The following is a 23,876-nucleotide window of genomic DNA, read 5'->3' as shown; positions in this document are numbered from 1 at the left end:
AAAAGCCCTGCCCAGGAGTCATCGAGCAATTTCCTGCGCTTCGGGCTTAAAAAGTCCCAGGGATCGAAAAGGTGGAGCTGATTGTGGTCATTTGTCTTAATCATTTAGTCAACCCTAAGCTATTGATAACATAGAGTATATTATATAGAATAAGTATTTTTAATGCAAGCTAAAAAATGGATTTTAGCCAATAATATTAACATGTTAAATTGATTTTGGACTTTTTACGAGTCCATCAGATATTGATCCCTTAAAATATTTTCTTGCCTCATCATCATAGGCCACACGATGATGCTGCCGGATAATAATCCGAAATTGTTTCAAGCCTTCCACACCCACATCCCGCTTGAATGGGGCCAGGGCCTCTTCATCCTGAAACAAAAAATTGCAGATCAGGACGGCCTGGCTCATCTGGGTATCCAGAAAGGCCATGCCGCCTTCAATGCCGGGATAATCCGACTGCCGGGTAAGATGATAAAGGTACGCATCATAATTGATAAACCGCATCTTAAAAAACGGGAGGCTTAAAATCTCATTTTCCCCGGATGAATAGGCCAGAATATATTCAGGCAGCATTTGGGCGGCCTCGGTTCTGGGGAGGGGCTTTTCCGCATCCACAGCCGGATGATCGAGCAGGTACACCCTGGCACTGCTTCCGGGAACCTTGACGATCTTGATATGGACCAGCACCTTTTGATCCCCGTATTCCGGAGTTACCGGCGGGACGGTCAGATACTCCAGTTCAAAGGCATTGGGCACGGATTTCTCGTCCCGGAATCCTTGGGGGTTCTCCTCTTCGTCATAATCAAAGCCCTCCGGGCGGATGGTTAGGTACTGGCACGCCAAATGGTAAAAAATGGCTGCCAGGGCTTCGAGTACATTGGATTTCCCGCTGCCGTTTGGTCCGGCCAGCACATACGGAGCAAACCCTCCCCGGCTTTCGCTTCGATCCCATTCAGTTTAAAAATAAAGCTCAAATCCCTGCTGCAGGCACCGGAACGGTTCGTTTATTTTCAACCGCAAAAGGATCATGAGACAGAGCGAATCTCCATGCGGTTTTCCTGTTCGTTAAACACCTGAGCTACCTTGCCCTGGGCCAGCATTTCAAAGAGCCAGTCCCGGACCCGGTCGTAATCGGCCACACCTATAGGTGGTGCATCTTCATCCATGGACTCCATAAACTTTTCTTCTGCTTCCAACCAGAAATCGTCCAGGGACAGTGCGCCGTTTTTCGCATCGGATATAAACCCGTTAAAGAGGCGGTGCAGGATCTGCTCCCTGTTTTCCGAGGCTTTATCCGGTTTGTCTTGAACTGTCAGTACCGGTTCTCCGACTTGAGGTACACCAGTTATAATATCCTTTGGTTTCAACTCCACCGTGATTGGAATCAGGCTGAGATCCAGTTCTCCCTTGAAGGCTTTCTGGCTCAATGCACCATACAGAGTTTCAAGGTCATATCGGTTTGAGAAACCGGCTTGTTTTCTTTAATTTTTAAAAGCACCGGGTTGTTTTCCATCAGGGCCAGAATTTTTGCCTCTACCATTTCCTTATACCTGGTAATGCTGACGGCCTCATGCTCTGGCCCGAATTCAACATATTCTTTTTGCTTTACCTTGTCTTTGAGATCCAGTTCAATGGGTGAAACCGGGTTGCCTTTCTCCCTGAACTTCATCAAAGGACCAAGCTTTTCCACAAGAAGATCCAATGCGTTATCGGATACATCTTTCCAGAAGATTTCTTTTTGGGCAATGTCTTCTTCGGCAAGGTGCATCGCGGTTTCAATTTTGTCCAGTCTGAGACCAAACAGCCTGACCGGCAGCGGCAGGCCCGGATCAATCTTCTTGCCTTCCGGCGTCAGCTTGAAATACTCAAAATTATCCCAGCAGTCCATGATCAAAAAAATCTGCTTTTCAAGGCACCAGGGTTTGGCTTTGGCCGGTTCCAGAAGACGGGTGCCCCGGCCGATCATCTGCCAGAATTTGGTGTAGGAATAGACCGGTTTGGCAAAACAAAGATTGACAATCTCCCGAATATCAATGCCTGTGTCCAGCATATCCACACTGATGGCAACCCGGGGCATATCCTGATTGGTGAACTGGTCTAAAAGTCCTCCTTTTCCATAAACTCTGGGATCATCAGACACCATGACCTTGGCAAGCTCCCCGTTGTATTGCGGGAAAAGTGTATCAAACACCTCTTCCATGCGCCGGGCATGGACCTTTGAAGAACAAAAGAAAATGGTTTTTCCCGGCAGCACCCCGTTTTGATCCTTGATGCATTCTTCCATGAATTCTTTCACAATCAAGGTATTGGTTCCCCGGTTGATCACCTTTTTCTCAAGCTGGGTGCCTTCAAAATTGATCTCTTCGATATCCACGCCGTCCAGCATCAATTTTTTTTGATCTTCCAACGCAATGGTTCGTTTACTGATGCCGTCTGCCTGGAATCTGGTCTGAATTTTCATCACCTGGAAGTTGCTCAGGTACGGCGGCGTATTGTTAACCGCCTCTTCAAAGGTATAGGCAAATGTCGGCAGTCCATCTTCACACTCAAACAGGGAAAAGGTATTGTGGTCAATCAGGTCCGTGGGGGTTGCCGTCATTCCCAGATTAATGGTCTTGAAATAATCCAGAATCTCGCCGTAGGTGTTGTAAATGGAGCGATGGCTTTCATCAATAAATATAAAATCAAAAAAATATGGAGATAAATACTGGTTCTCATTGCGAATGATGTTGAGCATGCTGGGATATGTGGAAACATAAATTCTTCGATCCATACGTATCAGCTTTTCACCCACATTGGGCCATCTGGGTTCGTTGGGCAGATGTTCTTTAAAGGCGTCCAACGCCTGCTCCCGCAATGCGATACGATCCACGAGGAACAGGATTCTTTCCGCATGGCCGGCCCGCATCAGGGCATCAACCAACGCAATGCTGGTGCGGGTTTTTCCGGTACCAGTTGCCATGACCAGCAGAAATGATCGTTTCTTTTTCTCAATGCCTTCAAGGACGGAACGGATGGCCCCGATCTGATAATCCCGGCCGGCAATCTGCATGTTTATCAATTCCCGGGTAAGCGGTTTACGATTTTGCCGGATATAATTCAGCCGCTCCAAATCATCCAACGTAGGGTAGCCGATAACTTTTCGGGGTGGATAGTTTTCAAGGTCCCAGAAATAAATTTCCAATCCGTTTGTATAAAAACAGAACGGCAAAGGTCCACGGGTCCGCTTCCGGATATTGTAGCAGTACTGTTTTGCCTGCTTCCTGCCAATGCCTGCATCCTTACTCGTTTTTTTTGCTTCCACAACAGCCAGTGGGGTACCGTTTTTCCCCAAAAGGACATAGTCACTGAACTGATGTCCCTGGTAAGGTGTTTGTGTTTCGGCAACGCCCTCAGGAAGATCAACAAGGATATCGTATTCCTGTACAACCTGGGTGGGATCATCAATATTCCATCCCGCCTTTTCAAGCTGTTTGTCAATCAACTGAACCCTTGTCTGTTGCTCTGTTTTCATGCCGGATAGTTTTTCAGTTTAGTCGGACTTTATCAAATAGTATATTCACCAATTGGCTTGTAGAAAATTCATGGAAAGATGACATCTTGAACCCCATCGTTTAATCATCGTCAAGTCAAATAAATATCATATAATTGACTGTTACGCTCCCTTGTTTTTTTACATGTATCTTTGTATTGTGCGTTTTAATATGAAAAAATCTTCAAAAAACAGGCTCACCATTCATCAGCAGGCGTTATTTCCCAAAGATACTCTTTTTGATAGAATTGCGAGGGCAGTATGCCGGTCCCAGACACTGCCGAGAAAAGAACTTTATGAAGCATGGGAGGTGGCAAAACGGATCAGAAGAGTATTCCGGGGTGGCAGAATCGTTGATCTGGCCTGCGGCCATGGTCTGGTTTCTCATATTTTACTACTATTAGATGATACCTCTCCCAATGCCCTTGCCGTTGACACCAATATTCCGGAAAATGCAAACGTGCTCTCCCGGAATTTGATCAAGACATGGCCCCGGTTAAAGGATAGAATTTTTTTCAGCCGGATGCCTCTTGAGCGGGTAGAACTATCTTCCCAGGATATTGTCGTATCCGTACATGCCTGCGGCACGCTGACAGATACGGTGATCGAAAAAGCCGCGTCAGCAAGGGCAAAACTTGCGGTGTTGCCATGCTGCCATGATCTTGACACCTGCGATACAGGTGGCCTTGAGGGCTGGATGGACGGTCCCCTGGCCGTGGATGCCACAAGGGCTTTCAAACTGGCTTGCAAAGGGTATACGGTGATGACTAAAAAAATTCCTGGTGAGATCACGCCCCAAAATCGTCTTCTTATGGCATATCCCAATGATGATAAATCAATCAAAAGCCGCTTTCGCTTTTTCGATGCGAATTCATAAAATTTTACAAAAACCAACAACTAACCCCAACATATTTAATATTTCTTGACAAAACGCATCTTCCTATCCTAAAAGCATGAGTGGCGTACTTGCAGCTCGGATAATCGTACTACCGGAGATAAAGATTTAAATCCTCGGTTTAATAGGTTTATTAAATTCCGTTTGGATCGGGGGGCATTAATCATAACCATAAACGAAGAGAGGTAAAATGAGCGCTTTAAGTTTAACACATAAGATCCTCAAGGATCACCTGGTTGAGCCTGCTGAATTGCCGGCACCCGGGGAATTGATCAAAATCAAGATCGATGAAGCTTTCACCCAGGATGCCACCGGTACCATGTGTATGCTTCAGCTGGAAGCCATGGGCGTTGATAAGGTAAAGCCCCTTGCTGTGAACTTTGTTGATCACAGTATGCTTCAATCCGGCTTCAGAAACCCGGATGACCATCAATACCTGAGAACAGTTGCCGCCAAACTTGGCATCATCTTTTCACCCCCCGGCACCGGTATCTGTCATTTCACCAACATGGAAAACTTCGTTAAACCTGGTATGACAGGTGTTGGCGCTGACAGCCATACCGTAAACGCCGGTGGTTGCAGTGCTATCTTCATGGGTGCAGGCGGATATGACGTTGCTCTGGCAATGGCTACCGGTATGTACACCATGCCCATGCCCAAGGTGACCAAGGTTAACCTGACCGGCCAGCTGGCCAAAAACTGCATGGCCATGGACGTTATCCTGAAGATGCTTGAAATTGTCTCCGTAAAAGGCGGCAAGGGCATTATCTTTGAATATACCGGCCCCGGCGTTGCTACCCTGTCTTTGACAGAACGTGCAACCATCACCAACATGGGCGCTGAAATGGGTGCTACCACCTCTATCTTCCCAAGTGATGAAAACACCAAAGCATTCCTGGAAAGCCGCGGCCGCGGTGGTGATTACACCGAAATGGGCGCTGACGAAGGCGCATCCTATGATGCTGAAATCAACATCAACTTGTCTGAAATCGAACCGCTGATCGCCATCTATCCCTCTCCGGGTAATGTTGAAAAAGTTAAAGATCATGCCGGAACTAAAATTCATCAGGTGTGCATCGGTTCTTGTACCAACAGCTCCTTTGAAAACATCGCTACTTTCGCAGAAACCCTTAAAGGCAAACGAGTTAAAGTTGACACCATGCTCTATCCGGGTTCCAGATCTGTTGCCATGCAGCTGGCTGATGCCGGTTACATCAAAATGATGTTTGAATCAGGCGTCAGAATCATGGAAAATGGTTGCGGCGCTTGTATCGGCCAGGGCGGTTCCCCCCCAAGCGAAGGCATCACCCTGAGAACCTTCAACCGTAACTTCCCGAAACGTTCCGGTACTGACGATGCCCAATGTCATCTGATCAGCCCGCTTGTTGCGGCTGCCAGTGCTCTGACAGGTGTTATCACCGTTCCTGAAGCAAAAGACATCGCCATCAACGTTATTCCGCCGGTTATCGACACCGACTCCTTCATCATGCCGGATACAGCCGACAAGTCCGAAGGCGTTGTTCGCGGTCCCAACATCATGGCGCTGCCTGAGTTCACTCCGCTGCCTGACGTTGTTAAAGGCGAAGTTCTGCTGAAACTTGGCGACAACATCAGTACTGACGACATCCAGCCTGCCGGTGTATTCCTGCCCCTGCGCTCCAATGTTAAAGAATACGCAATGCAGGCCACTTACAACCAGGTTGACAGCACCTTTGCCGAACGCGCTGTGGCTCACAGAGACGCAGGCGGAGAAGGCATCATCGTTGGCGCTGAAAACTACGGCCAGGGAAGTTCCCGTGAGCATGCCGCACTTTGCCCAAGATGGCTTGGTATCCGCGCGGTTATCGTTAAATCTTTTGCCCGTATCCATGTGGCCAACCTGGTTAACTTCGGTATTGTACCGATGACCTTCAAGAACCCGGCTGACTACGACAAGATCACCCAGGGCGACACGGTATCCTTTGATGCCACAGACCTGGCCGGCGATCTGTTCCTTGAAGTCAACGGCGAAAAACTTGAACTGGAACGTGCTTTTGACACAGACGTGATCCCCACCTTGAAATTGGGCGGCGCTCTGGCTCAGTTCAAAGCAACCTTCAAAGGCTAATAGCTGATTGCTAAAGCACATTAAGCCGGGGTAAACACCGTTTCCCCCGGCATGCATAATAAAAAAAGGAGGATAATCGACTCGGTTGGTTATCCTCCTTTTTTCGTTTTTTATAAGAAAGTCTCAATTAACGGAATGGGTTTAATATGCCGGTGGATGGCTGGCAGATCAAAACCTGCGATCACCAGAACACAGAGATCAGCATCCTTGTACCCACCACATAAAGCAGCACGGCAAAAACACGTTTGAGCTTGTCAACGGGCAGGCTGTGGGCAAGTTTCACCCCAATGGGTGCCGTGAGTACCGAAGCGGCAACAATACCTGCCAGTGCAACAAGATTGACAAACCCCAGGGAGTAGGGCGGCAGGTTAGGAGCACCAAGCCCGTTGATCACATATCCCAGGAACCCGGCTGCGGCAATGGGAAACCCAATACCTGCGGAAGTGCCGATGGCTTTGTGGATCTTGGTATTGCACCAGGTCAAAAACGGCACGGACAGGGTACCGCCGCCAATACCCACAAGGCTTGAAAATATGCCGATGACGCTGCCGGCCGCAAAGATGCCTGCTGTGCCGGGAATGTCCCGGGTGGGTTTGGGTTTTATTCCCATGAGCATCTGGGTGGCCACATAATATAAAAAGATGCCGAAAAAACATTTAAGAAAATTGGTAGAGAGCATGGAGGCAATCCAGGTACCTGTAAATGTCCCCACCAGGATACCCGGCGTGATTCTGAATACTACAGGCCAGACCACAGCGCCGCGCTTATGATGGGAACGCATACTGGAAACCGACGTAAACAAAATACTGGCCAAAGACGTGCCCAGAGCCATGTGCACAATGACTTCATGGGCCACGTTTTGGTGCGTAAAAACTGAAGTAAGCATGGGTACAATTATAAGGCCGCCGCCAATGCCTAAAAGTCCGGCCAGTACACCGGCCACACCGCCCACAACCAAATACAACGCTACATAAATCATCTATTCAATCCTTTATCTGTAGTCAATTAGACAAAAACATCAATATATAAAATCAAGGCAAAAAAGCAATGAATCGTTAGGAAGGACATGCTTTTTAGGCCCACCCTACAACCCTTTCTCAAACCCATACCAGGCCGCACCATACAACGCCGCCTGGGGATCAAGAATCACATGGATGGGCATACTGGCGCACAATGAAAAAAACCGTCCTTTGTCAGCGATGCGGCCTAAAAAATCGGGCCGGGCCAGTCTTTTGAGGATACGCGGCGGTATGCCGCCGCCAAGATAGATACCGCCTGTGGGCAGAAGTGTCACGGCCATATTGCCGATGATCGTACCAAGGGTGCGGACAAATACGTCCAGTGTAGCTTCGCAGATATCGGCCTTGTGTTCAAGGGCAGTTTCCACAATCACCGGTGTTTTGTCCGCTGCCGCATCCAGCTTTTCCCTTAGCCAGGTAGGTTCCGTGAAAACATTCTTTTCCAAAAAATAACCATAAAGATTAGGTAGTTGACTGCCAGAGCACACCCGTTCAAAACTGACGTGGCCATACCGCCGGGTTAAAAATTCCAGAAGCTTAAGTTCCTGGGAATCCTGTGGAGAAAAGGCTGTATGCCCCCCTTCGCTGGCAAAGGCACGATACCCCGCGCCTGTCCAGATTAGAAAGGCAATCCCTAAGCCCGTGCCCGGCGCAATAACCGCCCTGTTTCCTTTGGGATCAGGCTCTCCAGGGTTCAGGGTAAAAAAATTGTCTTTGTTCAGATGGGGCACTGACACGGCAATGGCTTCCAAATCATTAATCAAAAAGACCTTGGGGATGCCGCAGGCCTGCTCAATTTTACCGGCATTGATTTCCCAGGGCAGATTGGTGATCCGGGAATGACGGTCTTTTACCGGTCCTGCCACCCCGAAACAAGCCGCTTGGGGGTTGAAACCGGTCTGATCTAAAAATTCTTGAACAATGGTTTCAAAAGATTGATAATCGGCACTTTTAAAGCGGGCTTCGTGAACCGGATTTGCCGGCACGTTTGTCCTGTCGGCATAAACCGCAAGAATGGTTTTTGTGCCGCCGATATCTCCTGCAAGCATCATGGGTTTTACACCTGTGTAATAAAAGGTTATGACTTTGTTTGGTTTGACAACAACACGCTTTTAAATATAGGCTTTTTTCAACAATTTTAGGAGCGTTAACAAGGAAAAACATATGAATAATTCTGCCAAAGCCCATTATACCTGCCCGGTGCTCGGGTCAAAAATTCGTCAGGGACTTGAAAAGGCAGGCAAAAATCCAGAAGAGATCACCTTGCGGGATCTTGCCCCGGTTGACCAGCTTCATACAGGTGCAGCCCCTGCGACCATCGAACTTGTGGAGCAGGCCGGACTGAAAAAAGGCATGACCATTCTGGATGCAGGCTGCGGCATTGGCGGCACATCCCGGCTTCTGGTAAAAAATTTCGGCCTTGTTGTCCATGGCATTGACCTGTCCAAAGATTTTATTGAGACCGCACATATGTTAAACCAGTGGTGCGGTTTTACACAGGACGGAACCATAAACCTGAAACAAGGGTCCCTGCTGGCGTTACCTTATCCAGACAACTTTTTTGATGCCGTGCTATGCCAGCATGTATTACTCAACATAAAAGATAAAACAAAGGCGTTTGCCGAATTTTCAAGGGTGCTGGCCCCCCGGGGTAAGCTGATCCTGCACGAGATTGTGGATGGCCCTGGGCCGGCCCCCCTTTACCCTGTTCCCTGGGCCGGTAATGCGGCGGCCTCCATGCTCTGTTCCCGTCAAGATCTTGGAGAATATGCCCAAAAAGCCGGCTTTGAACTTGTTTTCAGTGAAGACAAAACAACAAATTCAGCGCGTTGGTGGGAAAAGATCAATGCCATTAAAAAAGCCAGGGGTACAGGCCCGTTGAACCCAGCCCTGGTTTTCGGGGAAAATGCCGGGTGCTTTGGCGCAAACATGGAACATAATTTCAAAGAGAAAGCTGTGCTTTGCGTGGAAGAAATCTGGATAAAATCCGATTTTAATTAAAAAGAATGTATTTAATAATCTTTATGGTCTTGCGGCAATTCCTCATTGACGCCAATCACCATATTCTATATCTGTTAACTATAAGCACACGCCTGAAGCCTCGGACAGACAATTACCTACCCGCAAGTAAAGGCACATTCGCAATAAACGGAGCAACCCATGGACACTTATTATATTGACGGCAAATTCGTATCTGAAGACGAGGCCACGCTTTCTGTAAAAGACATCACCGTATTAAGGGGATTTGGTGTATTTGATTTTCTGATCACCTATAACAAACGCCCCTTTCGTCTCGAAAAACATGTGGAACGTCTGGAAAATTCCGCCCGGCATATCGGACTTGAACTGAACCATTCCAACAAAGAGATCTGCGACATTGTCATGCAGACCATAGAAAAAAATCCGGACCACAAAGAAGAAAATATCCGCATCGTCTACACGGGTGGCATCAGTTCTGACGGTGTAACCCCCCAGGGAAACGGTATTCTCATGGTCATGGCCACGCCCAAGCACGAACTGCCGGACTGGTGGTACACCAAGGGCACCAAAATCATCACCGTGGACATGGAAAGGTTTATCCCCGAAGCCAAGAGCAGCAACTATCTGTCAGCCGTATTTGCCCAGCAAAAGGCCCGCAGCCAGGGCGCTGTTGAGGCCATCTACAAAAACAAGGATAACCGCCTGCTTGAGGGCACCACCACCAACCTGTTCGCGTTCAAAGGCACCACCCTGATCACCCCGCCCATCGACATTCTGCCCGGCGTAACCCGGGGTGCCGTGCTGGAACTTTTGGAAAAAAAATATGACATTGTTCTGGATTTTATTCCCCAGGCAGATATAGCCGACATGGATGAAGTGTTTATCACGGCATCCAACAAAGAGATCGTACCCGTCATCCAGGTGGACGACACAGTCATAGCCGACGGTAAACCCGGAGAAAAAACATGTGCCCTGATGGCGGGATGGAAAGCATACACAACAGCATACGGCCTTGGAGAAGTGCACTGATGAATCCTTCCCATGCACAATCGTTCCTTGAGCCCCAAAGCCGGGTGCAGGTGGATCTGTCCGCCTTTGGACAGAATGTTCGAACCCTGAAACGCCTGATTCCAACCGATGCCCGGTTCTGCGCCGTGGTCAAGGCCAATGCCTACGGGCATGGCGGGATACAGTGCGCAAAAACCGCCCTGAAAAACGGAAGCGATTTTCTTGCCGTGGCCCGGATCTCGGAGGCCGTTGCCATGAGAGATGCCGGGATCACCGCGCCCATCCTTCTTTTAGGAGAAGCACTGCCCGAGCAGGTTTCGTTTCTTGTGACCCACGGCATCCGGGCAAGCGTGGCGGATATTCAGACAGCCAGAGGCCTGTCCGCTGCGGCCCAATCCTTAAATGCCACCTTAAAAATTCATATCAAGCTGGATACGGGCATGGGACGTTTGGGGTTTCTTCATCCCGGCGTGGTTACCCGACAATCAGGGGAAACGGCAGGCATTCGTCAAATCGGGGACATTGCAGGTTTAAAAAATCTTGAGGTGGAAGGTGCCTACACCCATCTTGCCAAAGCCGACGTCATTGATAAAACCCATGCAAAAGAACAACTGGCCCGGTTTAATGAAATGGTTGCCATGCTCGCGGATATGGGAATCCGCCCACAAATCCGCCACGCAGCCAATTCCGCCGCGGTTCTTGAATTGCCCGAAGCCCATTTTGACATGGTGCGTCCGGGCGTTGCCATGTACGGGATGGCCCCCTCTCATGAGGTGGACATCACACGGCATACACTTGCGCCGATCATGTCCATCACGTCAAAAATCATTTATGTCAAAGCCGTGCCGGAGAATTTCAGCGTTTCCTACGGTTGCACCCATGTCACAACAGCCCCCACAGTGATTGCCACGGTGCCCATCGGGTATGCAGACGGGTACAGCCGGCTTTTGTCCAACCAGGGACAGATGCTGGTCAAAGGCCAAAGGGCGCCCATCGTGGGCCGGGTCACCATGGATTTTACCATGATTGACGTGGGGCATATTCCGGGGGTTAAACCCGGAGAGGATGTCACCATCCTCGGCACCCAGGGCACTGAACGGATTACGGCGGACGACATCGCCGGTCTCACCGGGACCATCAATTACGAGGTCACCACGGGCCTGACCGGGCGGATGCCTGTGTCATACATGTAAAAGGAAGCCGCCCATGCCGGACACCAACCCCTTTAATTTTCAATCCGGATCATGGTCCGGGGATGCCGGACCAACAGATGCAGCTTCCCTGATCATTACCGGGGACTGGGCGCCCATCCGGGCCTTTGCCCCTTTAATTGAATCCGACCCTCAGGCCATATACGGCGATGTGCTGCCGGTGTTGCAAGACGCCGATTTAACCGTTGTGAACCTGGAAGCCCCTTTAAGCGATATCGGCAGTGAAGTATGTAAAAGTGGGACCGTATTCAAAGGCAATACCCGCCATGTAAAGGGCCTGACCGCCGTACCTCTTTCTGCCGTCACCCTGGGGAACAACCACCTGTTTGATTTTGGTGTTGATGCATTCAGACAAACCGCCAAGGTCCTGGACCGCAACAACATAGCCCGCACAGGTGCCGGCATGACCAAAAAAGAGGCTGAAGCGCCTCTGATTATGGAAGCCAAGGGGATTCGCATTGCCATTGTCAACATCAGCGAAGGTGAAGATCTGACAACCGCCGACTCCGGACCGGGGGTGGCCGGGTGGGACATTGGAGGTGCCTGTGCCCGCATCAAAAATTTAAAAACTGAGACATCCCAAACGCTTCATGCCGTGATCGTCGTGGCCCATTGCGGCTTGGAATATATCCCCTTTGCGCCGGAATACGTAACAAACGCCTTCAGGGAATTGGCAGATGCCGGTGCCGACGCCGTAATAGGCCATCATCCCCATGTGCCCCAGGGGCTTTTCTTCCATGGAAAAACGCCGGTGTGCTGCAGCCTGGGAAATTTTGTCTTTTACCAACCCACCAACTTTTTCTGGCGAAAAATAGGCTATATGGTGCGCCTGCATATCAGCAAACAAGGGCTGGCCGGGTTGGATATTGAACCCTACCGGATTTATGAGCAGGGCCTTCAGATGCTTGCAGGGCCGGACCGGGATTATTTTTTCAAACGGTTCACGCAGATCAGCGAGCCTCTATCTACACCCGAAGGCAGTAGGCAGGCCTGGCAGGGCTTTTTGGACTATTACGGAGTCTCCGGATTCAGAAATGAAGTCAACATGATGTTAAACAAACTGGAAGACACCCCGGGCAAGGCAGCGGCCATGTTCAGAAACCGGTTAACCACGGCCCAGCATTTTCACCACTGGAAAGATCTGCTCACCCGTGTGGTGCAGGACAAGATGGGACAAAGCCCGGCCTGGGCCCGGGACCTGGCCCGGGAGTGGCTGACAAGGCAGATGGAAAATGAGTGATAAAAAAAAGATTACCCTGCTTGTGACCGACTCGGGACTTGGCGGACTTTCCGTGTGTGCAGGCATGGCCGCAAGGTTTGCCAATGATGCACGGTACGAGCGCATTCACCTGGTGTATTTCAATGCCTGGCCTGAACAGGAAAAAGGGTACAGGCACTATCCGAATCCGGCGGCCCGGGCCAAGGTGTTTCACAATGCCATGACAGCCATGGCCAAATATAACCCCGATCACATTTACATTGCCTGTAACACATTGTCCGTGGTCTATCCGTTTACCCGGTTTGCAAAAGAGACGACAATTCCCGTCACCGGCATCGTGGACCATGGAGTTCAGATGATCTATAATGCCCTGACCCGAAATGTGTCAGCCAGTGCCGTAATTTTTGCCACCCCGATCACCATCCATGAGAACAGCCATAAAAAGGCTTTAATTGACCGTGGGATTGCCCCGGAACGTATCATCACCCAGGGATGCCTGGCCCTTGCAGGTAAAATTGAGCGGACCCCGTTTAGTAACGAGGTCAAAACGTTGATTGATGAATTTGCTGCCCAGGCAGCCCACAATCTGAAAAATGCCGGGTCCACTGTGTATGCCGGGCTTTGCTGCACCCATTTTGGGTATTGTAAAAACATTTTTAAAAATGCGTTGGCCCGCCATACCAACAGAAAAGTAGAAGTTTTAAACCCAAACGAAGCCATGACCGATGTGGCCTGCCAGGGCATTATTCCCGGCGGATCACCGCAGATATCCATAAATATTGTATCCAGGGTCTCATGGAAACCCGCAGGGATCAAAGCCTATGAGCGACTGCTGTCCAAGGTTTCACCGGATGTGGCCGATGCCCTGAAAAACTATCGGCTGGACAGGCAGCTGTTCCGCGTAGAGATTGAATAACGGCCATGGGCCGACCTGGTCTATCAGCACCCAGACTTCGGCCCACAACAAAGATAAAAAGAATCCAGTTACTTGCTGGAGACTTTCATATAAAAAGGCAAAACATGCACCGTATTTTATTGATCACCAGTCCCGGCGGGGATGCCCAGGGCTGGGGCAACATGGCCGTAACCCAGGAAATTGCAAAGGCCATCAGGGGGTCGGGCAAATCTTCCGACATCGCATTCGTATCAGACATGGACGGATTAATCCAAAAGCTTGATTCCTGCAAATTCGATCTGGTCTGGAGTGCGCTGTACCATGTAACGGAAAACGAAGCCACCATCGGCATGGGCGGCAACGGTGAAGAGTGGGTAGCCGACATCCTGGACAAGCGCAGGATTCCCTACATCGGCCCGGATGCGGCCACCATGAAGGCGCTGATTCACAAAACCGCCACCCACAACCTCCTGGGCAAGGCAGGCGTTCCCATTCCCTACCATTACCAAATTGAACAGGGTCACCCCCTGCCGGATCTGGTGTTCCCGGCCTTTGTCAAGCCAACGTATGAAAGCCGATCTGTAGGAATTAGCGATAACAGCGTGGTAAACACCGTCGAAGAATTGGAAGCCCAGGTGGGTTTTATCCATAAAAATTATAATCAACCCGCCCTGGTGGAGGAATACCTGCCGGGCCAGGAATATACGGTGCTGATGCTGGGTAACGGCGCATACCAGGAGTTCTTACCCGGTATGATCACAGTGGACCCCAAACTTTTTGGCAGATACCCCATCCTAAAGGCAAGTCTGCGGGGTGTAGGTGCCACCAGAATCCAGCCGGCCGGTGAAATCTCCGAAAAACTCATAGATGTTACCGTCAAGGCAATGAAAGCGTTGAACTGCCGGGACCATGTCCGGGCCGACATGCGCCTGGACAGCCAGGGAAATGTAAAAATCATTGAGGTAAACGGTATCCCGGGCCTTAAACCAGCGAAGAGCTGGGCGCCCCAGCTTTACACCCTTCACCATGCATCGGAAAAAGGAGAAATGGAAGATTACCGCAGCCTGATCAACCATATCGTCAACTCTGCCCTGGTCCGGTACGGCATTGCCTGATCACCAAACAAGCTCTTCGGAAGAAGAAAATGCGATCCGGCAGGGGGCCATCTCTTTAAGGTAGGACAATTTTTGGGTTTCACGGGCCAGGGCTTCGCTGACAAGAAAGTCGGTTGTATGCATGGTATCTTTGATAATCACCGCCCGGACCTTTTCAGGGGGCACCGGACCAATGGTCTGGAATCCTGCCTGAATGGCCTTTTCCTCACTGGGCAACCGGACCGGAATGGACGCTTTTTTAAGGGACATGGCAGTCAAGGCATTCATGATAGTGGCCTGGTAATCCATGCCGGCAAATACTTTTTCGGTGATGATGTCCGCATTGCCTAAGCCGATGGCATTGCCCGCCGTGTTTGGGGACAGGTCCAGGATCACCAGCCGTTTGGCACAAAGGCTTTGGGAAAAATCATCTTCCATTAAATCACAGGTTCTGCCGGTGACATTGGGGTCCATGCCTGATCCGCTGATCTCCTTGCCGATTTGCCGGACCACCAGCAGGTCCAGATTTTTATACGGCAGGCTGGGAAAATGGGCTTTGGCCAAGGCTAAAAGGTCCGGCTCCCGGGTGCTGATTTGGGCCGCCGGTATCACCTCAATTTTCATTATCTGGTCATAGGCGTCTTCCACCACACCGATGCCCAAACAGAGGTTGGTTTGTTCAATAATCGTATCGCCCATGGCTTTGAGAAGCTTATGAAATCCGTATTTCAGGGCAAAATTATGATAGGTCAAAGCGCCTTTGTGTTTACCCATGCCCACCACAAGCATTTTGTAAAGCCCACTTTCCACATCGCCTTTGAATTTGGTATGGGGCTTGATGCGGTTAATGCAGATACTGTGGTCCGCTTCCATGGCCTTTTTTGAAAAGTAGACAGGCACTGCATCAAAGACGCGGCCCACTTCAACCGCATCCATTTGTGAGGCAATGGTTGCCTGGCAGGCGTCAGGTGTCACGCCTAATTTAGCGAGGGTTTTTTCCTGGCCTTCTGGGGTGGCACTGCCGTGGCTTCCCATGGCCGGGATGATGACGGGGTGGGCCCCTTTGTCTTTGATGCTCCGGCAGATTTGCCTCACCATCGCCGCAATTTTGTTAATGCCCCGGCTGCCCACACCGACGGCCACGGTCTGCCCGGGTTCAATGGGTGACTGATCCAGCGCCTGGTCCAGTTGTGCTTTCAGATCCTTTGCCGGATCCGGCAGTGCCATGGACGGCAAAGCCAGTTTTACCCGGTAAAACCCGGGGAAATTAAATTTTTTTTCAAGATATCCTGGGTATCGCATTTTTTGACTTTTCCAATAACAGCCATGGGCTGACCTGACATATCAGCACCGAGGTGTAGCCCACAACAAAGTAAAAAAGTAATTCAACAACTTATTGGAACTTTCTTATAAACGGCACTTTCCTTACTGGGGTAAGCACACACATATCGTGGTGGTACCGGCCTGCTCGGACAAAGAGAAGTTGATGCTTCCACCATGCAGTTGTGCCGTGAGCATGGCCGAATAGGTTCCAATACCGGAGCCCTGGGGTTTGCCGTAAGTAACAAATTTGTCAAAGAACTTATCACGGATGGGCTCGGGGATAAGCCCCTGGTTTTCTATCTCTATATTGATATTGTTTTGTTTGGGGCCAAGCATCCGGATGGCAATGGTTCCGCCGTCAGGGGAGGCCTCCAGGGCATTGGAGAATAAATTATTAATCATGATGTAAAAAAGCATCTCATCGCATGAAATTATGTAGGGCCTGCCGGTATCGGCAGGATCTGCGTTGATTGATATGCTCAACCGGATCTGCCGTTTTGCCATCTGTCTGCCAAACACCATGGTGATGCGGTCAAAAACAGGCATGACATCCACCCGGGCCACATTTACCGGACAAACATTCTGCTCCATTTTATGCAGCACCATGGTCCGGTTGAGCATATCAATCATGGTAAAACAGGCATTAATTTGTTCCTGGGCCAGATTTTGCCGGGTGGTTTTTTCCAGAGTTTCAGAGTGCTTCATAATCTGGGCGACCCCCAACACCGCCTGAATCGGGTTCTTCAGATCATGGCGGTAAATCTGTTCCATTTGTTCACGCAGTTCAATATTTTCTTTAAGAATCCGGTTCTGGTATGCCAGTTCCTTTCTGGCCAGGGCCAGCTCCAGGTGGGTTTTTACCTTGGCGCGAATGACGGCAAAGTTAAAGGGTTTGGTAATATAGTCCACAGCCCCCATCTCCAGCCCCTTGGTTTCATCCACAGCTTCGGTCAGACTGCTGACAAAGATGATCAGTACGTCTTTTAGCCCGGGATCTTCCTTGATTTTCCGGCATACTTCAAAACCGTCCATCCCCGGCATAAGGATGTCCAACAGTACGATGTCAGGCACATCCTCCCGGATACTTTTCAAGGCACTGTCCCCGTCCGTTGCGATCCGGACCTGGTAGTTGCCGCTTAAACACGCCACCAGTGCGTCAATATCCGGTTCGCAGTCGTCAACCACCATCACTGACTGTTTATGTATGGCTGTTTGCTCCTGCCCCATAATTTTCCCTTTATATGTATCCCTTTAGCACTGCAACGTTTTGATTTCATCATCATGGTCTGCAAATTCTATGGCAATGGCTCTGAATGTTTCGGCGTGGTGTTTAAACACCGCCACCATCTCAGGGTCAAAATGTTTTCCCTCTCCCTCAAGAATAATGGCCATGGCTTGGGAATGGGGAAAAGGCGGCTTATATACCCTTTTGGAAACCAGCGCATCATAAACGTCTGCGATGGCCATCAATCGCCCTTCCACAGGGATGTTATCTCCTGAAAGTCCTCGGGGATAGCCGGAGCCGTCCCACTTTTCATGGTGGGTCAATGCAATGGAGCCTGCGCAGTTCAGATAATCGCCTTTGTCCAGACGTCTTTTGCCGGACAGCAACACCTCATATCCATGCATGGTATGGGTTTTCATCACATCGAATTCTTCTTTGGTCAGTTTCCCGGGTTTTTTAAGGATGGCATCAGGTATGGCAACTTTTCCGATATCATGCAACGGTGCACATTTATAGATCCGGTCAATGGTCTCTTCATCTAGTATTTGACTGAACTTGGGTAAAAATTTAAGCTGGTTAGCAAGCGCTTTGATGTAATGTTGGGTCCGCTTGATATGCCCACCGGTCTCAGGATCTCGAAATTCAGCCAGAATGCCGATGCTTTCCATGCTGATTTCCTGGGTTAACAATACTTCCCGGGTTCTCTTGGCGACCAGGCTTTCCAAATGGTCCTTGTGTTGTTTCAATTCCAGATGATTTTTAACACGGGCTTTGACCAGTGCCGCCCTGAAGGGCTTTGTAATATAATCCACCGCCCCTAAGGCAAGTCCCTTGGCCTCATTTTCCTCTTCGGACAAGGCCGTCAGAAACACCACGGGGATATCCCGGGTGGCGGTTTTGGACTTAAGCCTTTCACACACTTCGTATCCGTCTATGCCGGGCATCATGATATCCATAAGAATAATATCCGGTGGATCTTCCTCAATAAGTTCCAGGGCTGATTCCCCGTCCATGGCCACACTGACCCGGTAATCGTCGCCAAGGGCTTCCACCAGAATATCCACATTGGTTTCAACATCATCTACAACAAGTACGCGCATTTGAGATAAGTCGGTCATAATTTATCCTACATCTTCCAATTTCACCATTATCTTTTCAAGGATTTGTGCCGCCGGTTTGAATTGGTACCGGGAAATCAGGCGATCAAGCTCTGCTATATCAGACTCCATATGCTTTGGCCATGCCAGGTTGCTCATTTTTTTTATTCGGTCTTTTGCCGGCTTGGCCTCCCGTTTTTTTACAAACAGGGCAAGGTCAACCAACATCAGGGCCAGTTCTTTTTCGGATTTGATTTCCTTATTTTCCGGCAACGGGGCATCCTTGACAATGGCACCCGTCAATTGTTGATCCACCGAAGACAAAACAAGGGACAACGCCTGGGAAAACAGAGCCATCAGGGTGTCGTATTCAGATGACCTCCTGTCACGGAAGGCGGTTTCCAGGTCGGCTGCGGCCGCCTGCAGGTCCGTCATGCCGACATTGCCGGCCACACCTTTGATGGAATGGGCCAGCCGCCGGGCATCCGCATCCTGTCCTTTTTCAATGAGCGTCTTTAATTCCCGGTCGGCGTGTGCATAACTTTGTTTGAATTTCTCCAGCAGGTCCAGGTAGAGTACCTCATTTTGGTCCATACGGGAAAGGGCCCGGCGTACGGATATTCCCGGAACATCAACCAGGGAGCTCTCTTTCTCCTGCTTTTGCTCAAAGCCCCTTGGCAATGGTCTGTCTCCAGGCTTTATCCATCGGGAAAGGGTCTGGAACAGTTCGTTTAAATCAATGGGCTTGCTCACATGGGAATCCATGCCCGCAGCCATGGCCTTTTCCCGGTCCCGGGGCATGGCAGAGGCCGTCATGGCCACAATGGGCAGATCCTTGGCGGTTTTATGCCGCCGTATTTCCCGGGTCGCCTGGTACCCGTCCATCACCGGCATTTGAAGATCCATGAGAACCAGGTCAAAATCCTGGGACAAAACCATGGAAAGGGCTTCTTTTCCATTATTTGCGATCCGGACAAAAAATCCGGCGCTTTCCAGAATTTCCTTTGCAACCTGCTGGTTGATGTCGTGGTCCTCTGCCAGAAGAATTTTGGCCCCCAGAACAGTTCTGGAAAGCGTTTGTTTTTCACTTTTTTGTTTGGGGGCCTTTTGGGGGCCAAATGCCATGGGCAAGGTAAAAGAAAAGGTACTGCCTTTTCCGGATGTACTTTCAAGGGAAATTTGTCCACCCATCATCTCGACAATCCGTTTTGAAATGGCAAGCCCCAATCCTGTGCCGCCGTACTTCCGGGTTGTGGAGGCATCTGCCTGGCTAAACACTTTGAACAGTTTTTTCTGCTGTTCCGGTGTCATACCGATTCCGCTGTCTTTAACGCAGAATTTTAAAATCACCCGATCTTTTTGCCTCTCAAGCAGATCCACCGACACAATGATGTGACCTTTCTCCGTGAACTTCACTGCATTGTTGCCAAGGTTGACCAGGACCTGGTTCAGCCTTAGGGGGTCACCTTTCAGGTTGTTGGGGATTTGGGGATCCACCTTGAACAGCACTTTAAGATCTTTTTTTGCAGCGGCCTTGACCGTAATCAGACCGGCAAGTTTTTCCATGGTTTCATCCAGGCTGAAATTCACAATTTCCATGTCCATCTTGCCGGCTTCAATCTTGGAAAAATCCAGGATATCGTTTATCAGGTTCAGCAGGGATTTGGCCGAGGTATCAATTTTGGTCGCGTAATCCGTTTGCCTTGTATCCAGGGGAGTTTTCATAATCAGATGGGTCATACCGATGATCGCATTCATGGGGGTCCGGATTTCATGGCTCATATTGGCCAGGAATTGACTTTTTGCCTGGTCTGCTGCCAGGGCTTTCTGCTTTTCCTCCCTGGCCACGGCCACGGCCAGGGCCAATTTTTCGTGACTCTCCCTCAAAGAGGCTTCCGCTTTTTTAAGTCTATTGTTGGAAAAAAGAATAATGCCCAGGATGGTACATGAGACAAGGGTCATGCCCAGAATCCATTTCCACAGAAGGGTCCAGTTGGTTTGATGTTCAAACTGCATGCGGATCCAGTCATCCCGAATTCTGTTTTTTTCAGATTCCGGCATGTTTGCCAAAATTTTGTCAAGGATGGAGGCCAGTTGGGGCCAATCCTTTCGTACCCCCATGGAGAGTTCAAATTCGTAGGGGGTCACAGCGGAAATTTTGATATTGGTCAGTCCTGTCTGTTTGGAGCAATAGGTAATGGAGGCAAGGTTTCCCACAAATACATCTGCTCTGTTTTGGCTGACCTGCTTTAGGCCCTCGCTTACCGATTCAACGGGTAACAGTTTAAGTTTTCCAAAATCTTTTTGGAGAATTTCCTGGGATATATAGCCATTCACCACGGCAATTGTCTTGCCTTCCAGATCGTCAAGTCCACTGATAAAAGGAAAATCCGTTCTGGCGGCAATAACCATGGGAAAAGACAGATATGGCTTGGTGAAATTAAGAAACTGGGCCCGCTTTTGACTGGGGGTAATGCAGGGAAACAGATCAATCTCTTTTTGCCGCCCCTTGTCCATCGCCTGTTGCCAGGTCAGGCCGGTCTGGGCCTGCAGGGAGATATTGAGCTGTTTTTCAATTTTTTTGATATATTCAGAAGCCAGGCCTGAATACCCGTACTCCTGGGAATAGAATTCAAACGGTGGCCAGGCAGGATCAATCCCCAGCCGTAAGGCAGGATGGGATTTCAACCATTCTTTCTCTTCGTGTGAGAGCAGGAGCATGGTTTTCTGATCCGCATCCTCAAAGTCTTCCATCCAGTGCTGGTTGATCAGCCGATGGGATTCCTGGGAGATATTTTCAATGGCTTTGTTAATGGATGAAATCAGAAGGGGCCAGTCCTTGCGGATGCCAAGGCAAAGTCTGGATGCCGGCCAGGGTGCCGGTGCTGCAATTTTGAGAGTATTAATACCCTTTTTATTTAACAGGTATTTAATTACCATAAGATTTCCGACATAGGCATCGGCTGTCCCGTTCGCCACATTCTCAAGGGCCTCGGCCGTATTCTTAACCGGTTTAAGCATGATTTCAGGATATTGTGCCTTCAACCTGGACTGCAGAAAGTAGCCTTCTTCAATGGACAGGGTTTTTCCGGCCAGATTTTCTATGCCGGAAATGGCAGGCGTCTGTTTGTTCGTCACAATGACATAGGGGCTGACAAAATAGGGCGTGCTGAATGAGAGCCACTGCTCCCGCTCCTTTTCTTTGACCATACAGGTGATGCCGTTTGCCTTACCCGCTTTTATCAGATCCGCCATCTGGGTCCAGGTGTAGTCGCTGATGACGTCAAACCGGATGCCCAGCCGGCGTCCGATCAGATTGACATAGTCAGCCGCCACCCCTTTATACCGGCCGGTTGAATCTGCAAAGCCAATGGGCGGACAGCCGGCGTCTCCTAACAGCCGGATCACCTGGTGGGATTTCAGCCAGGCTTTTTCTTCCTGGGTCAGGATATTGGGCATGGCGTTGTTCCCAAGCCGTCTCAGTAAAGGATCTTTGATCCAGCGCGCCTCGATATCAGCCAGTTCAACATAGTACATGTCGGTAAGGCCTTTGTTGACCGTCTCTAAAAGCGTTGGATTATTTTTTGCCACACCCGCATAGATGGGTTGCGTCATTTTTCCCTGGCGTAAAAGGCCGTATTTGCCCTGTTCTCCCCTTTGTTCAAGCTGGGCCGAGACATAAGGCAGTTCTGCAAAAAAGATGTCAAAGGCGCCTTGGGATGCTTTCTGGAGTAGATCCTGATCCGTGGGCTGCACCAGAAAGACTCTGTCGCTTGCCTGTAAATGGTTTAACTGAGTGGTACCGGCATCTGTGCCGACAACTTTTCCCTGTAAATCGGCCAGTGTTTTGGGCGCATCCGGACCTAGTTTATAAAAGAAACCGCTTTCTATCCGGTAAAAGGTTCTGGAGAAGGCAATGGTTTTTTCCAAGTCTTTTGACTTGTAGAGCCCTGAATGGATATCAGCCCTTCCATCCTCAACTGCTTTTAGGGATTCTTCCCAGCTGAAAAACTTAAAATTTATTTTCCGGCCGGTTTTAGTTGCCCACAGCCGCCACACATCCACCAGCATACCGTACGGATGGCCCGCAGCGCTGATCATGGACATGGGCGGGCACTCATTGCAGCAGGCAATGGTCAATACATTGGTCTCCTGTTCCTGGGATCTGCCGGTCCATTTACGAAAAACAGCGGCTTTGTCAGCCTGTGGTATGTCCTGCATCCCTTTTCGTACAATTTCGGCCAGGGCGTTATTCCCTTTACGCACGGCGCATAGCCAGTCGGCTTCGTAAAGCGGCTCCTGGTCAAAATACCGGTACTGATTCAGTATCCCCTTTTGTTTGAGCATGGCCAAAGCGATATTGGTATCTTTGACAAACGCAAGAATATCACCCGACTTAACAGCGTCAAACAGGGCCTGGTTATCCGGATATACGGCCAGTGTGGCATCAGGCATTTTTTGTTTCAGGTAATCAATGGCAGCATCTCCCTTGATGATGCCAATGCGAAAACCACGTAAATCTTCCAGCCGCTTTACGCCCAGGATATTTTTTTTCACAAAAAAATGGGTCCTGACCTTCACTACAGGCTCAATGAAATCAAGGGTTTTGTTTCTTTCCCGGCTGAAAAAACACCCGGCATGGACATCGGCATCTCCATTTTGTACGGATATAAGCGTTTGGTAAAAGGGGACGGGCCTAAAAACAACTTGTATTCCGGTCTTACCGGCCCAAAGTTTCCAGATATCCACCACCAGGCCTGCAGGGTGGTTCTCCTGATCCAGGAAATAATAGGGGGTGCTGTCCGTGCCCACAGCTACGACAACCTGTTTGGGTGGGCTGCCTGCCCAACAGGTGCCCGTCGTAGAAATAGATACGAATAAGATGATTAAAATATATTTTAATCCGGTCATATATCTATATGAGTACATTTTGTTTTCCGACAGAATTTTTTTTAAAAAGAACCTTATTACGTTAAGTTGGAAAAAGCAACTGCCCGTTTCGTACCGCAGCGCTGACGCATCAAAATTTATTATCAATGATATCAGGGGGGCGGAGCGACATCTAAAATTATTTTGTCGCAAAATTATAATAGACACTCTGCAGGTCTTTTGATAATGTAACGTGGATGTGTGTGAGTTCACCCACNAATCGAAACGTTACATTTGAGGAGAAAACGCTGTGATAAGCCAGTGTGGTCGGCAGATTAAAAACGCAGAACTTGAACAGATTCGCGAGACGGTAAAGACATTTTCGAATTTAAGTCAGAA

General features: G+C 49.5%; 17 protein-coding genes. 8 read left to right on the top strand and 9 right to left on the bottom strand.

Features of this window, described 5'->3' with window-relative positions; translation table 11 throughout:
* Window positions 1–204: 204 nt before the first annotated feature.
* The 3 genes from B147_RS29830 to B147_RS29405 form a co-directional block, all read right to left on the bottom strand.
* Window positions 205–915 (bottom strand): ATP-binding protein, encoded by a 711-nt coding sequence (locus tag B147_RS29830; RefSeq protein WP_020589758.1) that lies wholly within the window; start codon window positions 913–915, stop codon window positions 205–207.
* A gap of 113 nt (window positions 916–1,028) precedes the next feature.
* On the bottom strand, window positions 1,029–1,430 hold the full coding sequence (locus tag B147_RS0124050) for a hypothetical protein (protein ID WP_020589757.1): 402 nt from the start codon (window positions 1,428–1,430) through the stop codon (window positions 1,029–1,031).
* Window positions 1,427–3,517, bottom strand: coding sequence for a type I restriction endonuclease subunit R (locus B147_RS29405; protein WP_033397907.1), 2,091 nt, complete (start codon window positions 3,515–3,517; stop codon window positions 1,427–1,429). The genes B147_RS0124050 and B147_RS29405 overlap by 4 nt, the downstream gene beginning before the upstream one ends.
* A 190-nt stretch (window positions 3,518–3,707) precedes the next feature.
* On the opposite strand from B147_RS29405, the gene B147_RS0124040 reads away from it, so the two are divergent.
* Window positions 3,708–4,412, top strand: a complete 705-nt coding sequence (locus B147_RS0124040) for a methyltransferase (protein WP_020589755.1) — start codon at window positions 3,708–3,710, stop codon at window positions 4,410–4,412.
* A gap of 208 nt (window positions 4,413–4,620) precedes the next feature.
* Window positions 4,621–6,537 carry an aconitate hydratase gene (locus B147_RS0124035; protein ID WP_020589754.1) on the top strand — a complete coding sequence of 639 codons (1,917 nt, stop codon included), beginning with the start codon at window positions 4,621–4,623 and terminating at the stop codon, window positions 6,535–6,537.
* A gap of 181 nt (window positions 6,538–6,718) precedes the next feature.
* On the opposite strand, the gene B147_RS0124030 is transcribed toward B147_RS0124035, so the two are convergent.
* Together B147_RS0124030 and glk are read right to left on the bottom strand one after the other, a co-directional pair.
* Window positions 6,719–7,516, bottom strand: a complete 798-nt coding sequence (locus B147_RS0124030; protein ID WP_020589753.1) for a sulfite exporter TauE/SafE family protein — start codon at window positions 7,514–7,516, stop codon at window positions 6,719–6,721.
* A gap of 105 nt (window positions 7,517–7,621) precedes the next feature.
* Window positions 7,622–8,608 carry a glucokinase gene (gene glk / locus B147_RS0124025; RefSeq protein WP_020589752.1) on the bottom strand — a complete coding sequence of 329 codons (987 nt, stop codon included), beginning with the start codon at window positions 8,606–8,608 and terminating at the stop codon, window positions 7,622–7,624.
* Between the two features lie 112 nt (window positions 8,609–8,720).
* On the opposite strand from glk, the gene B147_RS0124020 reads away from it, so the two are divergent.
* The 6 genes from B147_RS0124020 (at window position 8,721) to B147_RS0123995 (ending at window position 14,984) form a co-directional block, all read left to right on the top strand.
* On the top strand, window positions 8,721–9,557 hold the full coding sequence (locus B147_RS0124020) for a class I SAM-dependent methyltransferase (RefSeq protein WP_020589751.1): 837 nt from the start codon (window positions 8,721–8,723) through the stop codon (window positions 9,555–9,557).
* A 159-nt stretch (window positions 9,558–9,716) separates the two neighbouring features.
* Entirely contained in the window at window positions 9,717–10,565 is an 849-nt protein-coding gene (locus tag B147_RS0124015) for an aminotransferase class IV (protein WP_020589750.1), read from the top strand.
* On the top strand, window positions 10,565–11,737 hold the full coding sequence (gene alr / locus B147_RS0124010) for an alanine racemase (RefSeq protein ID WP_020589749.1): 1,173 nt from the start codon (window positions 10,565–10,567) through the stop codon (window positions 11,735–11,737). Before B147_RS0124015 ends, alr begins: the two co-directional genes overlap by 1 nt.
* A gap of 13 nt (window positions 11,738–11,750) precedes the next feature.
* Window positions 11,751–12,995 (top strand): CapA family protein, encoded by a 1,245-nt coding sequence (locus B147_RS0124005; RefSeq protein WP_020589748.1) that lies wholly within the window; start codon window positions 11,751–11,753, stop codon window positions 12,993–12,995.
* On the top strand, window positions 12,988–13,890 hold the full coding sequence (locus B147_RS0124000) for an aspartate/glutamate racemase family protein (RefSeq protein ID WP_020589747.1): 903 nt from the start codon (window positions 12,988–12,990) through the stop codon (window positions 13,888–13,890). Before B147_RS0124005 ends, B147_RS0124000 begins: the two co-directional genes overlap by 8 nt.
* 104 nt (window positions 13,891–13,994) lie before the next feature.
* Complete coding sequence (locus B147_RS0123995) at window positions 13,995–14,984, top strand: D-alanine--D-alanine ligase family protein (protein ID WP_020589746.1); 990 nt, start codon at window positions 13,995–13,997, stop codon at window positions 14,982–14,984.
* On the opposite strand, the gene B147_RS0123990 is transcribed toward B147_RS0123995, so the two are convergent.
* From B147_RS0123990 to B147_RS30725, 4 genes are all read right to left on the bottom strand, one after another.
* Window positions 14,985–16,265: a nickel pincer cofactor-dependent isomerase, group 22 gene (locus B147_RS0123990; RefSeq protein WP_020589745.1), complete on the bottom strand. Its 1,281-nt coding sequence runs from the start codon at window positions 16,263–16,265 to the stop codon at window positions 14,985–14,987.
* Window positions 16,266–16,388: 123 nt separating this feature from the next.
* Window positions 16,389–17,513 carry a hybrid sensor histidine kinase/response regulator gene (locus B147_RS0123985; RefSeq protein WP_020589744.1) on the bottom strand — a complete coding sequence of 375 codons (1,125 nt, stop codon included), beginning with the start codon at window positions 17,511–17,513 and terminating at the stop codon, window positions 16,389–16,391.
* A 24-nt stretch (window positions 17,514–17,537) separates the two neighbouring features.
* The gene (locus B147_RS0123980; RefSeq protein WP_020589743.1) at window positions 17,538–18,629 is read right to left on the bottom strand and encodes a response regulator; all 1,092 of its coding nucleotides are present in this window, start codon (window positions 18,627–18,629) and stop codon (window positions 17,538–17,540) included.
* Between the two features lie 3 nt (window positions 18,630–18,632).
* The gene (locus tag B147_RS30725) at window positions 18,633–23,537 is read right to left on the bottom strand and encodes a transporter substrate-binding domain-containing protein (protein WP_083927978.1); all 4,905 of its coding nucleotides are present in this window, start codon (window positions 23,535–23,537) and stop codon (window positions 18,633–18,635) included.
* Window positions 23,538–23,876: the final 339 nt, after the last annotated feature.

The organism is Desulfobacter curvatus DSM 3379 (assembly GCF_000373985.1).
Lineage (GTDB): Bacteria > Desulfobacterota > Desulfobacteria > Desulfobacterales > Desulfobacteraceae > Desulfobacter > Desulfobacter curvatus.
Note: the sequence above shows the minus strand (reverse complement) of the source record. Positions and strands in the feature narration are given on the sequence as shown.